The following is a 13,571-nucleotide window of genomic DNA, read 5'->3' as shown; positions in this document are numbered from 1 at the left end:
TTGCAATATAATCACAATTATTATAGCAATTGTTATCAATTATCACTCCGGCTAATTTGGGTTCAACGAGATCACAGGGCTGAACCAAACGATCTCAGCCAACAACAGACCAACCCAAATCAAACGGAGATAACCATGTCCAACAAGCTCGAAGTTCTCACCCCATCCAACAGCCAGATCATCTTCATCGATCATCAGCCACAGATGGCTTTCGGCGTACAGTCCATCGACCGTCAGGTTTTGAAGAATAATACTGTTGGACTGGCAAAGGCCGCCAAGGTTTTCAACATTCCAACAGTTATCACCACCGTTGAAACCGACAGCTTTTCTGGTCAGACCTACCCGGAACTGCTCGATGTTTTCCCGGATGCACCGCTTCTAGAACGCACCTCAATGAATTCATGGGATGATCTGAAAGTCCGCGAAGCACTCGCAAAAGGTGCCGCTGAAGGCCGTAAGAAGATCGTGGTTTCCGGCCTGTGGACCGAAGTTTGCAACACCACTTTCGCACTTTCTGCCCTCAACGACACCGATTATGAAATCTACATGGTCGCTGATGCTTCGGGCGGCACCTCGCTGGAAGCCCACAATTACGCGATGGACCGTATGGTTCAGGCCGGTGTTATACCTGTTACCTGGCAACAGGTTTTGCTTGAATGGCAGCGCGACTGGGCACACCGCGAAACCTATGATGCTGTCATGAACATTGTACGCGAGCACTCCGGTGCTTATGGCATGGGCGTCGATTATGCCTACACGATGGTGCACGGTGCAAAATCCCGTAGCCAGCACACAGGCCCACGCCTTGAGCCAAAGCCAGCGCTTTAATTCAAGAACGGCCCGGCACAAAAGCCGGGCCATCTTGAAGCCGGTATGAATGTACAATCACCCATACACGGCGCATGATATTTGCAGCCAAGCTGCACACCCAAATCCATTCCCCCTTTCAAAGCATCTGAATTCTGAAAAAGGAAACAAGATGACCGCCGCCACTCCCCCCAAACAGGATAATACATCCGGCCCATTGAGCTTCCGCGTTTTCAGAGCGCTTTGGATCGCAACCATCATCTCCAATATCGGCACCTGGATGAACGATGTTGGCTCTGCATGGCTGATGACTTCCCTCTCACCAAGCCCGATGTTTGTGGCGCTTGTTCAGGCCGCAACAACACTGCCAATGTTCCTGCTGGCATTACCTGCCGGTGCCATGGCTGATATTGTTGATCGTCGCAAACTGCTTCTCGGCGCACAGATTTTGGGTCTTCTCGGCGCGGCAACACTTGCAATGCTCACCCTCGCGGGCCTTACAACTCCATGGGTATTGCTCGGTGTGACCTTCGTGCTTGGCATCTCAGCTGCACTCAGCGCGCCTGTGTTTCAGGCGATTGTTCCAGAACTCGTTGACAAGCAAGCCCTACCCGATGCGGTTGCTCTCAACAGTCTCGGCGTCAATATTTCTCGTGCTATCGGTCCGGCACTTGGCGGTGTAATTGTTGCACTGGCTGGTATTCCAGCCGTCTTTGCCCTCAATGCGGTTTCCGTCATCGCGGTGCTTGGTGTCGTCTTCTTCTGGAAACGCAAACCGACCGAATCCGCTCTTCCGCCGGAACATTTCTTCGGCGCTCTTCGCGCAGGATACCGCTATGCACGTCACTCGGCTGCAATGCGTCTCGTTCTTATCCGTTCGGCTGGTTTCTTCCTGTTTGGCAGTGCATTGTGGGCCATGCTACCTCTGGTTGGCCGTCGCGAGCTTGGTCTTGATGCTGCTGGCTATGGTGCTCTTCTTGGCTGTATGGGTGCGGGTGCCGTACTTGGTGCGCTCATTCTGAAAAAACTGCGCAAAAACGTTGCGGCAAACACTATTTCCATCTGGGCAACGCTGCTGTTTGCCTTTGCAACCCTCACACTCGCGCTCGTACCCAACGCATGGATCGGTGGCGCTGTCATGTTCCTTGCTGGCCTTGCATGGATCGGCATGCTGACCTCGCTCAATGTTGCAGCACAGATGGCTGCACCCGGCTGGGTCAAGGCACGTGCTCTCGCTGTCTATCTTCTGGTGTTCCAGGGTGCCATGACAAGCGGCAGCATCATCTGGGGTACGATAGCATCGCGTTTCAATGTCACAACAGCCCTTGTTGTTGCAGCCGTTGCTCTGGTTATCTCTCTGGTGCTGGCTCGTATCTGGCAGTTGCCAAAAGACTCAACCACAGATCTCGCGCCTTCAAACCATTGGGCAGAACCAGTTGTTGCTGTTCGTCCTGAAGGTGATCGCGGTCCTGTCCTGATCGAAATCGAATACAAGATCGAACCACAACGTCTTGCAGAATTCACTGCAGCATTACGCAAGTTCAGTGCAGTCCGTTACCGCGATGGTGCTATCCGCTGGGATGTGTGGGAAGATGTGGCAGAACCCGGTCGTGTGGTCGAAGCCTTCATCGTCGAGAGCTGGATCGAACACCAGCGCCAGCATGCCCGCGTCACTCATTCAGACCAACTTGATCAGAAGACACTGAACAAATTCCATCTCGGTGATACACCACCGGTCGTAAGACACATGCTGAAGCCAATTTAAAGATATACTGTTGTGAACTGCATGTTTTCTTAAAAAAACATCCAAATGAAATTGGAATATGCAAGACTAGCTGTCATCTTGATCATAGACTGAGCGGATAGAGTATAGAAAGCCTGTCCGCTCTGTTCAGAAACTACCACTACGACTTTCTGCCTCTCGACCCATCAAACACAGTCACGCATGAAAGGACCATCATTATGACCGATAATGTCAAATCCCGCCGCTCTGCCTCACTCAAAACACCAAGTGGTTTCCCGGAAGAAGCCGTGAAGGAAATTTCCGGCGGAATCAGCGCACTTCTTGCAGATGTGTTTGCCATTTATCTCAAGACGAAGAATTTCCATTGGCATATGTCTGGCGCACATTTCCGGGACTACCACCTGCTTCTGGATGAACAGGGTGATCAGATCTTTGCAATCACCGACGATCTGGCCGAACGCGCGCGCAAACTTGGTGGCAACACACTTCGCTCCATCGGCGACATTGCGCGTCACCAGCGCATCCTCGATAATGATGCGGAATTCGTACATCCACACGAAATGCTTGCTGAACTGCGCGACGATAACAAAGCTCTGGTCGAAAGCATGCGTATTTTGCACGAATTGTGTGACGAATATGGTGATGTGGGAACCGCAAGTCTGCTCGAAAACTGGATTGATGAAGGCGAACGCCGCGTCTGGTTCCTGTTCGAGACCCTGCGTGGAACCAACGGGTAATCAGAATTATCGACATTTTTTAAGAAAGGGGCCATTGGCCCCTTTTTTCGTTGAAGCGTCGATCTGATTCAATCAAATCGAAACGCGCTCTAAAGCAGACCCTATACTCAGGTATAGAACATCAAAACTCAGGTGTATGGTTTTGCACTTATAGTACGGTTACGAACAGCGCCACATCATCGCAATATCCCCCCATCACCAACACTGTTCAACGATTTTACGGGAGATCGATGATGTCAACATTCGCAGCTAACGCTCACCACTATCAGCCAAAACTTCCTCTTGATGCCTTCGCAAACGAAACATCAATAAAAGTATCTGCTCTGCTGTTGAATGCCGTAAAACTTCTCGAAAAAGATGAGTCCATCGCGATTGATCTGCTTAATCAGGCATCAAGCCTGCTTGGTAATCCGTCAGCGGATGGCAAAGATGCAGAAGACAGGATCGTTGTTGGCGGATTGGCACCGTGGCAAATCAAGCGTGTGCGTCGCTTTATTGATGAAAAGATCGCCTACACCGTTTCGCTCGATGAAATGGCGCGTCAGGTTAAGCTGAGCACGAGCTATTTTTCGGCGGCCTTCAAAAACAGCTTTGGCGTTTCGCCACATAATTACGTTATCCAGCGCCGCGTCGAGTTTGCCAAGGATAAAATGCTCAACAGCAAAGCGCCACTGTGTGAGATCGCTCTCGATTGCGGCCTTTCTGATCAGGCACACCTATCACGCGTTTTCCGTCGCATGACCGGCACAACGCCAAGTGCATGGCGCCGTTTTCAGACCCGCCCAGAAATTACCTCCAATCTCGCAGTCGCTGAGATTTACTAGAGCGCGTTTCGATCGAACTGGATCAGATACCTCCCATCCTCAGATGTGAATAAGAGCCGTCAAATGGACACTCAAAACAATACCGCACAAACGACAAGTACAGGCCTTAAGAAGCTTTCTTTATTTGCGATGGCAGTTGCCGGTGGAATAGCAGTCGCAAATATCTATTACAACCAGCCTATGTTGGGGATCATAGAAGCCGACTTCCCCAACGACCCCATGACAGGTCTCGTTCCCACCGCCACCCAGTTGGGTTATGCAATCGGCTTGTTTTTTCTATTGCCACTTGGCGACATCCTTGAAAGGCGCAAGCTGATCATTGGTCAGTTCATCCTTTTGGCAGTCGCACTGCTTTTAGCGGCGATGGCACCATCAGCATCTGCATTGGTCATTACTTCACTTATCGTTGGGGCATGCTCAACTGTCGCCCAACAGATTGTTCCTTTCGCAGCATCGCTTGCATTGCCTGAAAAACGTGGTGCAACCATCGGCACTGTTATGGCTGGTGTTCTTTCGGGCATATTATTCAGCCGGGCGCTATCAGGCTTTGTTGGACAACATGCTGGCTGGCGCGAGATGTTCTGGATTGGCGTACCATTGGCGCTTTTCGCTGGCGCTTTAATGTTCTTCACATTACCAAAACACCACAAAAGCTCCGGGCTTCGCTACAAAACAGCAATCCTCTCCCTTGCAACAATCTGGAATGAACACAGTGCCTTGCGTATTGCGGCACTCACTCAAGCTGCACTTTTTGCGGCTTTTTCTGCATTCTGGACCATTCTCGCACTTTATCTACAAACGCCAGAATTTAACATGGGCGCGGGAGTTGCCGGGCTTTTCGGTGTCGTTGGCGCCGTGGGCGTATTTGCAGCCCCTTATGCGGGGCGCATTGCTGATAACAAAGGCCCCGCTTTTGTCGTGTTAATGGGTACCATTCTCACACTGATTTCCTGGGCAATCTTTGGTCTCTGGTCATCGATCATCGCATTGGTAATTGGGGTTATTGTGCTCGACTTCGGCATTCAAAGCGCGCTCGTTTCCAACCAGCACATTATTTATGCGCTTGATCAGGAAGCAAGAAGCCGTCTCAATACGATCTTCATGACCGCAATGTTTTTTGGTGGAGCGATAGGCGCTGCACTTTCCACATGGGCGTGGAAACACGGCGGCTGGTTCGACGTATGCTTGCTTGGCGGCGCACTTGCACTGACAGCACTTGCTATTCAAATCTTCGCATTTCGCAGACGCTAAGCCAAACCCCAACCACTCAAAAACAAATAACAAAAAACGCCGATCAGCTCACAACTGATCGGCGGTTTTATATCAACCTCGGCATCATTAATGGTTCAAAGCACTATCGAGATGAGCCAGCAGCCTGTCGACGTCAACAGGCTTCCCAAGGAATGCGAAAGCACCACCATCCATAGCCGCATTGCGTGTGCGCTCGTCTTCATAGGATGTCATGAAAATCATCGGAGGGCGCGCAGCCTGTTTGTTGAGTACAGCCTGAAGCTCGATCCCCGTCAATCCGGGCATCTTCACATCAACCAGCATACAGTCGATGCCTGACTTAGCGTCATATGCAAGGTAATCTTCCGCAGATGCAAAGAGACGGCTTTCGTAACCGCAACTCTTGACGAGATCGTCAAGAGCTTCGCGAATACCCTGATCGTCATCAACAATTGCTATGGTGTGATTATGCGCTGCGGACAAGATATTGGACCTTGATATACTGAATTTGAGAACGACTTAATTTGGCGCACAATCCCGAACAGCTTACCCATTCAGATGCGCTTTATGATCACTTATGCACCCTCGAAAAGCAGAAATATACCATACTTTGATACAGGTCACCTTGCCATTTCACCAATCAATTCAGCCATGCGAACTAGATCTGCAAGTGAACGAACGTCCATTTTCCGCATAACATTGCCGCGATGCAGTTTAACCGTCACTTCGCTGATGCCCAGATCAAATGCGATCTGCTTATTCATCTTGCCCGTCACCACAGCATCCATAACCTCTCGCTCACGCGGCGTAAGAGTTTGCACCAAATCGGCGACTAACTGGTTTTGTGCGGCTTCCTGCCTGCGCACCGTATCGCGCTGCACGGCAGAACTGACAGCATCGAGCACGTCCTGCTCCTTGAACGGCTTAGCAAGGAAGTCAACTGCACCCGCTTTCATAGCGCGCACGGTCATTGGAATATCTCCATAGCCAGTCATAAAAACCACAGGCAACGCAATGCCAGATTTCTCAAGCTGCCCCTGAAAATCAAGCCCACTCATGCCCGGCAAACGCACATCAAGCAAAATACAACCGGGCCTATCAGCTCTACCATTCTGGGAATATCGCGCCATGAAGCCGGCTGCGCTTTCGTAAGCCTCTGCTTCAAACTGCATTGATAGAAACAGATCGCTGAGCGACTCCCGCATTGATGAATCATCGTCAATAATGAATACAACTGGCTTGTCATTTTGCGATTGTGGCTTGCGTAAGTCAGGCATCGTGCGCTTCCCAGCTGATTGGCAGGCGCAGTTCAAACTCTGCGCCCCCAGTTATATAATTTGTACCAGTCAGAGTACCACCACTCGCCTCAATCGTGCTGCGTGAGATCGAAAGACCCATACCCATACCCGCAGCTTTGGTTGTGTGAAACGGCATAAAAAGCCGCTTCAACACGTCCTGATCTATGCCGGGGCCATTGTCGCGCACTCCAATGAGAGCGAGCCCATTATCAGTACGGTCAATCGTAATTGTAATGACTTTCGATGGAATACTGGAGGCTTCCATAGCCTGAATTGCGTTCGAAATCAGGTTAATCATCACTTGTTGCAATTCGATTCTCACGCCTTCGATGGAAGGCCAGCGCCAGTTGTTGATGATCGTTACCTGCGTGGTGCTGCGCTGCAAATCATGTTCCATGAGAGCAATGGTTTCGCGCACCAGATCAGTAAGATTAATCTGGTGAACTTTCCGCTTGGCACGGTTCAACATGTTACGCGTATTCTGCATAATTTCGCTTGCGCGGTCGCTGTCGCGGATGATCCGTTCCGCAGATCGCCGCACTGCACTTAAATCAGGTGGATTACGATCCAGCCACCGCAACACGGTTTGCGCATTAAGCATGATGGCGCCCAATGGCTGATTTAACTCGTGCGCAAGAGAAGCGGATAAGGCACCAACAGTCGCTGCGCGTGACGCCTTTGTCAGTTCGGCCTGAGCTTCGACCAGTGCCTTCTGTGCTAGTTCACGCTGCGTAACATCAACCATGCTAATGACAACACGGTTAAAAGCTGCCGGATCAGCGGGAAAACTAATACTCAGCAGAACAAGCTTTTCGTCACCCGTTTGCGTTCGCAACTCGGACTTGTCTTCAAAAAACCGCCGCTCATCAAGCAGCGCCTGCAATACGGGAACGAATTGATAGTCCTGCGGTAAAACGAGAGCATCATGGACCGAAGTCTCATTTTTATTGGTGCCCAGAAGTTCAAAAGCGGCCTCATTGGCAGCAACAGTCGTCGCCATATGAATGCATTGAGTTACAAAATCGGGATGCAACTGCGCATAGGCCGCAACATCTGTAACGCCGTCTGCCTTGAGCTTCATCATCTGGTGGCGAAGCCGGGAATAGTCCCGCTCAAAAAGCGCTACTCGCGTGCGATCAAAAATAGAACGGTAGCGTTCTTCACTGTCTTGCAGGGCTGTGTGGGAAGCGAGCAATTGCTCGCGCGAGGACTTATTTCTCAGAATAAGAAGCGTCGTCACCAGGATGGCGGCAACAGCGACAGCAAGACGGATGGTGGTTTGAAAATCGGGCTCGGGGCCATGGGTAGCATAATAAGAGACGATGGTGAAAACGAAACAAGCTATACCACTGATTATAAGGCCGGTTCGTCCAGTAACTTCGGCTGCCAGCAGCAAGACAATGGTATAAAGAACGGCAATTGCGCCTTCGATATCGGTGAAGGTATCAACGTAAAAAACACCAAGCGCCAGCGTTAGTGCTGCAAGCCCTAACGCCAGATGATTGCCTCGTTTATGCAAACCCTCTGCATAGCTGGCCATTCGTTATTTTCCCCACATTCGCGTGGTTAGGACCATAGAGCAATTTCGACAATTGCAAACCTATACCTAGGTTTGGGTACAGCCTTCTCAACGATATCCGCAAAACTAAACGCCGCTTAAATGCCAGACGTTAAACCTTCATCTATCTCACGCAGTACATCGACCAGTGCATTAAACTCGCATGGGCCATCATAGCGCATAGAATTGATGAACAAGCTCGGCGTACCATTCACACCACTACGAATACCGCCGGAAAAGTCTGTCTGAATCTTGTCGTCAAACTGGCCTTCAAAGGCTGCGGCAATCTGCGTTTTTTTGAGCCCTAGGATTTCGCCATATTGGAAAAGATCATCATTGCGCAAAGCTTCCTGATGTTCATAAAGCATGTCATGAGCTTCCCAAAACTTCCCAACACTTGCTGCCAATTCGGCGAACTCTGCCGCGTGGAGCGCGTGAGGATGCATTTCCGTCAGTGGAAAATTCCGGAAAACGAAACTCAATTTGTCACCCATTGCTTGCTGAACAGCCTTCAGAACTGGATAGGCTGCGCCACAATAAGGGCATTCATAATCACCGTATTCAACAAGTGTTAAACGGGCTGAAGCGGGGCCAGATCTATGATCTGCATCACTTACCGGGATCGTAAGACGTGACATAATCATTCCTTTCAATCAATTCTTGGATTTCAGATCGTCGAGCGCAGCAAGAATACCGTCAGCGCCGGGATTGATGCCAAGCAATGACACATAGCTCCAACGGATCACACCTTCCGCATCAATGACGAAAAGCGCGCGCTCTGCGATACCTTCCTTTTGCCGATAAACGCCGTAGCGTTTAGCAACGCCACCCTTGGGCTCAAAATCAGAAAGCAGAGTGAAATGAAGATGACGGTCCGCTGCAAAAGCTGCGTGGCACCACACACCATCGACCGAAATACCCAAAAGCTGCGCACCGTGACGGTGAAACTCCGGCAAAATCTCATTGTAAAGACCCATCTGGTCGCCACAAACAGGGCTCCAGTCAGCGGGGTAAAAAGCCAGTATAACGGGCGCACCTCGTAAATCCGCCAGCGAAACCGTCTGGTCGGCGGTTGCAGGCAACCGAAAATCGGGCGCACGCGTTCCTGCAGGCAGCACCTGCACAGGGTAATCTTCAAGCATTATAGGCCTCCCAGCGTGTTACCGGCCATGACTTAAGCTTCTGAAGGAAGCTTCAAACGAGGCGTTTGTTGCCGGTGCATCGTGTTTATGCTGATGAGATTAGGCGCGTTGGAAGGTCTGCGAAACAAGCAGAAAGTCTTTTACTGCTATACGTTGGTTTAGGGTGGGGAGAGCCGGTTTTTGGGAACCAGGTGGGTGAAAAAACAAAAATATCTAAGAGCGATGCTCACGGCTGCGGCGCTTCCATGGCCATTCGCCATCAATTTCCGCTTCAAGCGAGAAACTAAGGAAGGTTCTGATCAGAACGATAAGGCCCAGCAAGCCAACGCTTTCCCATGTCAGCGGCGAAATAATCGTGGCGATGATATCGGCGCCAATCAGAATTTCAAGGCCAAGCAGAATGCCGCGTCCGAGATTTGCGCGGTAACGCGTATAGGCATTTTCGCCAGACACAACGAACACATCTTTGAGATAGACGATGGTTGCCACAGCCACCCCAATGATGATGACTGATACACCAAAAAACTCGAGCGCAGATGCCATTGGCTCCAATATCGGCGCAATCAAACTTACAAATTCGCCGCGTTCCGCACCCGCATTCATCATATCTATCCCCTGCCCGCTAACAGCCAGCAAAAACTAACGCTAAAAACTTAATAAAGAGGCGACAGGTCTCCCTACCGCCTCCTCATTCGTACAAACTTATGCCTGAACAAATGCTAAAAGATCAGCGTTCAGAACATCGGCATTGACCGTCAGCATACCATGCGAAAAGCCCGGATAGGTCTTGAGTGTGCCGTTCTTGAGAAGCTTGATCGCCTTCAGTGCTGCATCGGCAATCGGTACGATCTGGTCGTCTTCGCCATGCAGAACGAGTGTTGGCACGCCGATAGCCTTGAGGTCTTCCGTCTGGTCGGTTTCAGAAAACGCCTTGATGCCTTCATAATGCGCCACGGCACTGCCCATCATGCCCTGACGCCACCAATTCTGGATCACGCCTTCCTGCACATTCGCACCATCACGGTTGAAGCCATAGAATGGGCCAGCAGGAACATCGCGGAAGAACTGCGCGCGATTAGCAGCCAGTGCCGAACGGAAACCGTCAAACACGTCGATGGGCAGACCTTCTGGGTTGGATGCAGTTTTGAGCATCAGCGGAGGAACTGCGGAAACCAGAACCGCCTTCGAAACGCGACCGGCTGGTTCACCATGCTTGGCGACATAGCGGGCAACTTCACCACCGCCAGTCGAGTGACCGATATGCACTACATTTCTAAGATCAAGCGCTTCAACAACCGCAAAAGCGTCGGAAGCGTAATGGTCCATATCATGACCTTCGGAAACCTGCGCCGAACGACCGTGACCACGGCGGTCATGAGCGATAACGCGATAGCCTTTCGAGAGGAAAAACAGCATCTGCGCGTCCCAGTCGTCTGAGCTCAATGGCCAGCCATGATGGAACATGATTGGCTGCGCATCCTTCGAGCCCCAATCCTTGTAAAAGATTTCGGTGCCGTCTTGTATGGTGATAAAGGCCATGGTGTTAATTCCTCTAGGTGAGATGTTGGACTCTGGTCTGACACTGCCTGCGAAATACAAACTGGCTATTCGTAGAATTGTTGCAGCAAGAGCCGAGTTAGTGAGCGAATTTTAGAAAGTGTGATGATTGCGTTGTTCGATGGGGGAATATTGCGCCAATGCGCCCTCACAAACAATTGCAATAATAATTTCGATACTATTTCTAAAAATGCAATTATGACAACGCGGTTATCCGTAATCCGTGTGCATAGGCTGCAGAGATGAAGGCGTTCTAACGATAAATTTTACATTGGAATTTGGTAAGCTTCACCATTATGCAGGCTAAAAGCTATTCAGGCGCCAATGACGGCGCCTGAACAGTTTTTATTTCTAATAATTTTAATCAGACGGCCCAGCAGGCGCAGCCGAGTGCTCCAAAGAAGCCTTTGAGATCACCGATTGGTAGCTGAGAGCCCCATGCCGCCGCATGATCGTGTCCGTGAACACCGCAATTGCTTGCGCAGCCGCATGTAGAGATTGCGGTGCGGCGCAAGCTATTTTTGCCTGCACCTTCCGGCTCGCCCCATGCTGCATAGCCGCCGAATTTACGCGCCGGCGACCAATCCGGCATTGCGGGCGGAATTGGATTTTCATCCAGATCCTTGAAGGCATTCGCCCCATAGACAACCTTGCCACCAACCATGGTCAGATCTGACGTCAAGAATGAAATTTCGTCTTCGCTGCAATTAAAGAAGTCTTTGTCCGGCACCACCAGATCAGCAAACTGGCCTTTCTCAATGCGGCCTTTTTTACCCTCTTCATTAGAGAACCATGTGACCTTTTCCGTCCACATCCGCAGCGCCGTTTCACGATCGAGACAATTGCGGCGCGGATAAAGCTGCATACCGCCAACCGTCTTACCGGTAATCATCCATGACAACGAAACCCAAGGATTATAGGACGCAACGCGCGTCGCATCCGTACCTGCTGAAACATTGACGCCTTTAGACAACATCTTGCCAATCGGAGGTGTCGCTTCCGCGGCAGCATGACCATATTGCTCGACGAAATATTCGCCCTGATAGGCCATGCGGTGCTGCACGGCGATACCACCGCCAAGCGCTGCAATACGATCAATCGATCGGTCCGAGATCGTCTCGGCATGGTCGAAGAACCAATTCAGGCCTTCAAGTGGGATGTCCTTATTAACCTTTTCAAATACATCAAGCGAACGGCTGATGGTTTCGTCATAGGTCGCGTGCATCCGCCATGGCCAGCGATTTTCAGCCAGAATCCTGACGACCTCTTCCAGATCGTCTTCCATTTCCGGTCCCATATCCGGGCGCGGCTGACGGAAATCCTCAAAATCGGCGGCAGAAAACACCAGCATTTCGCCAGCACCATTATGACGGAAATAATCGTTGCCCTGCTTATATTTCACCGAAGAAGTCCAGTTGAGGAAGTCTTCTTTCTCTTCCTTCGGCTTCTGCGTGAAAAGATTATACGCCAGACGCACCGTCATCTGGCCTTCATCGGCTAGTTGCTGAATAACGGCATAATCATCAGGATAATTCTGATTGCCGCCGCCAGCATCGATCACGCCGGTCACCCCAAGACGGTTCAACTCGCGCATGAAATGACGGGTCGAATTGACCTGATAATCCAGCGGTAGTTTCGGACCTTTTCCGAGCGTCGAATAGAGAATGCCGGCATTGGGTTTGGCAAGCAAAAGGCCGGTCGGATTGCCATTCACATCACGCAGGATTTCGCCACCCGGAGGGTTTGGCGTGTTCTTGTCATAGCCGACGGCACGGAGCGCTGCGCCATTGAGCAGCGCGCGATCATAAAGATGGAGCAAAAAGACCGGCGTATCGGGGGCTATCGCATTAATTTCTTCAATGGTCGGCAGACGCTTTTCGGCAAACTGATGTTCGGTAAAGCCACCAACCACACGCACCCATTGCGGTGCAGGCGTTACCGCCACCTGCCGCTTTAGCATGTCCATGGCATCGGCCAGCGAGCGCACACCATCCCAGCGCAATTCCATATTGAAATTGAGACCACCACGCACAACGTGGGTATGGTTATCAATAAGACCCGGCAATGCACTGCGACCTTTCAGGTCTACCTTGCGGGTCGTCGCGCCTGTGTGGGCAAGCACTTCTTCATCGGTGCCGACAGCAATAAAGACGCCATCCTTAATGGCAACAGCCGAAGCTATAGGATTTTTCCGATCAAGCGTCGTGAATTTGCCGTTAAAAAGAATGGTGTCTGCTATCATAAAATCTACCTTTTGTCGCTTCGTTGACGCAATCGATCTGAGTGCATTCGCGTAATCCACCCAGACATCTGAGAACCATATCTACGTGATTCAACAAATTTCTTGAAGGTTCCTGCTGTCATTTTGCATCGGCAATCTGAATGCGGCCATCACTCTGCGGCCATCCGCCCGCTACCGATAATCGTGCCGCCCTTCACCCGCACATGATGCGAATAATACAATTTACAAAAATATTGGTAGCATTATTATTCTATATAAATATATAAAATCCACTCACAATTTATTATAAGTATTTTATAACAAAAATTAAGTAAGCAATATATTGTGTACTTTAAAGCTAATGTTAAATAGTGCTAAAATTGACACAATATTTAGAATACACGATGACGATATTATAAATGATATTGCAATGACTCAGAAAATTTATTCAAA

The 13,571-nt window shown here is 50.4% G+C and carries 13 protein-coding genes; 5 read left to right on the top strand and 8 right to left on the bottom strand.

The features are described from left to right. Positions 1-135: 135 nt before the first annotated feature. The 5 genes from ACOZHT_RS10495 (at position 136) to ACOZHT_RS10475 (ending at position 5,363) form a co-directional block, all read left to right on the top strand. Entirely contained in the window at positions 136-828 is a 693-nt protein-coding gene (locus ACOZHT_RS10495) for a hydrolase (protein ID WP_339513348.1), read from the top strand. 151 nt (positions 829-979) lie between these two features. Beyond that, positions 980-2,572: an MFS transporter gene (locus ACOZHT_RS10490; protein ID WP_339513346.1), complete on the top strand. Its 1,593-nt coding sequence runs from the start codon at positions 980-982 to the stop codon at positions 2,570-2,572. Between the two features lie 197 nt (positions 2,573-2,769). After that, complete coding sequence (locus tag ACOZHT_RS10485) at positions 2,770-3,288, top strand: DNA starvation/stationary phase protection protein (RefSeq protein WP_310013503.1); 519 nt, start codon at positions 2,770-2,772, stop codon at positions 3,286-3,288. A gap of 233 nt (positions 3,289-3,521) precedes the next feature. Further along, positions 3,522-4,112: a helix-turn-helix domain-containing protein gene (locus ACOZHT_RS10480; RefSeq protein ID WP_421565674.1), complete on the top strand. Its 591-nt coding sequence runs from the start codon at positions 3,522-3,524 to the stop codon at positions 4,110-4,112. Between the two features lie 63 nt (positions 4,113-4,175). Continuing rightward, complete coding sequence (locus tag ACOZHT_RS10475) at positions 4,176-5,363, top strand: MFS transporter (protein WP_339513342.1); 1,188 nt, start codon at positions 4,176-4,178, stop codon at positions 5,361-5,363. A gap of 87 nt (positions 5,364-5,450) precedes the next feature. Here the strand turns inward: ACOZHT_RS10475 and ACOZHT_RS10470 are convergent, their stop codons facing one another. The 8 genes from ACOZHT_RS10470 to ACOZHT_RS10435 all read right to left on the bottom strand — a co-directional run bounded on the left by ACOZHT_RS10470 (position 5,451) and on the right by ACOZHT_RS10435 (position 13,139). Then, positions 5,451-5,825 (bottom strand): response regulator transcription factor, encoded by a 375-nt coding sequence (locus ACOZHT_RS10470; protein ID WP_339513340.1) that lies wholly within the window; start codon positions 5,823-5,825, stop codon positions 5,451-5,453. 137 nt (positions 5,826-5,962) lie between these two features. Next, a complete protein-coding gene (locus ACOZHT_RS10465) occupies positions 5,963-6,619 on the bottom strand; it encodes a response regulator transcription factor (protein WP_339513338.1) in 657 nt (218 codons plus the stop codon). Next, entirely contained in the window at positions 6,612-8,180 is a 1,569-nt protein-coding gene (locus tag ACOZHT_RS10460; protein ID WP_339513336.1) for a PAS domain-containing sensor histidine kinase, read from the bottom strand. The genes ACOZHT_RS10465 and ACOZHT_RS10460 overlap by 8 nt, the downstream gene beginning before the upstream one ends. A 116-nt stretch (positions 8,181-8,296) precedes the next feature. Further along, complete coding sequence (locus ACOZHT_RS10455) at positions 8,297-8,836, bottom strand: DsbA family protein (protein ID WP_339513334.1); 540 nt, start codon at positions 8,834-8,836, stop codon at positions 8,297-8,299. A gap of 15 nt (positions 8,837-8,851) precedes the next feature. Further along, complete coding sequence (locus ACOZHT_RS10450) at positions 8,852-9,340, bottom strand: peroxiredoxin (protein WP_339513332.1); 489 nt, start codon at positions 9,338-9,340, stop codon at positions 8,852-8,854. 213 nt (positions 9,341-9,553) lie between these two features. After that, positions 9,554-9,943 (bottom strand): DUF1622 domain-containing protein, encoded by a 390-nt coding sequence (locus ACOZHT_RS10445; RefSeq protein WP_339513459.1) that lies wholly within the window; start codon positions 9,941-9,943, stop codon positions 9,554-9,556. 99 nt (positions 9,944-10,042) lie between these two features. After that, entirely contained in the window at positions 10,043-10,879 is an 837-nt protein-coding gene (locus ACOZHT_RS10440; RefSeq protein ID WP_339513330.1) for an alpha/beta hydrolase, read from the bottom strand. Positions 10,880-11,261: 382 nt separating this feature from the next. Beyond that, the gene (locus tag ACOZHT_RS10435; RefSeq protein ID WP_339513328.1) at positions 11,262-13,139 is read right to left on the bottom strand and encodes an amidohydrolase; all 1,878 of its coding nucleotides are present in this window, start codon (positions 13,137-13,139) and stop codon (positions 11,262-11,264) included. Positions 13,140-13,571: the final 432 nt, after the last annotated feature.

It is taken from the genome of Ochrobactrum sp. EDr1-4, from assembly GCF_049199085.1.
Lineage (GTDB): Bacteria > Pseudomonadota > Alphaproteobacteria > Rhizobiales > Rhizobiaceae > Brucella.
The sequence above is the reverse complement of the archived record's forward strand: the minus strand, read 5'-3'. Positions and strand labels throughout refer to the sequence as shown.

Bases quoted from the DNA above. Each gene is read 5' to 3' on its own strand.
- ACOZHT_RS10480 (WP_421565674.1), top strand. From the start codon at position 3,522: ATGTCAACATTCGCAGCTAACGCTCACCACTATCAGCCAAAACTTCCT.
- ACOZHT_RS10435 (WP_339513328.1), bottom strand. From the start codon at position 13,139: ATGATAGCAGACACCATTCTTTTTAACGGCAAATTCACGACGCTTGAT.
- ACOZHT_RS10495 (WP_339513348.1), top strand. From the start codon at position 136: ATGTCCAACAAGCTCGAAGTTCTCACCCCATCCAACAGCCAGATCATC.
- ACOZHT_RS10475 (WP_339513342.1), top strand. From the start codon at position 4,176: ATGGACACTCAAAACAATACCGCACAAACGACAAGTACAGGCCTTAAG.
- ACOZHT_RS10440 (WP_339513330.1), bottom strand. From the start codon at position 10,879: ATGGCCTTTATCACCATACAAGACGGCACCGAAATCTTTTACAAGGAT.
- ACOZHT_RS10465 (WP_339513338.1), bottom strand. From the start codon at position 6,619: ATGCCTGACTTACGCAAGCCACAATCGCAAAATGACAAGCCAGTTGTA.
- ACOZHT_RS10455 (WP_339513334.1), bottom strand. From the start codon at position 8,836: ATGTCACGTCTTACGATCCCGGTAAGTGATGCAGATCATAGATCTGGC.
- ACOZHT_RS10490 (WP_339513346.1), top strand. From the start codon at position 980: ATGACCGCCGCCACTCCCCCCAAACAGGATAATACATCCGGCCCATTG.
- ACOZHT_RS10485 (WP_310013503.1), top strand. From the start codon at position 2,770: ATGACCGATAATGTCAAATCCCGCCGCTCTGCCTCACTCAAAACACCA.
- ACOZHT_RS10445 (WP_339513459.1), bottom strand. From the start codon at position 9,943: ATGAATGCGGGTGCGGAACGCGGCGAATTTGTAAGTTTGATTGCGCCG.
- ACOZHT_RS10450 (WP_339513332.1), bottom strand. From the start codon at position 9,340: ATGCTTGAAGATTACCCTGTGCAGGTGCTGCCTGCAGGAACGCGTGCG.
- ACOZHT_RS10460 (WP_339513336.1), bottom strand. From the start codon at position 8,180: ATGGCCAGCTATGCAGAGGGTTTGCATAAACGAGGCAATCATCTGGCG.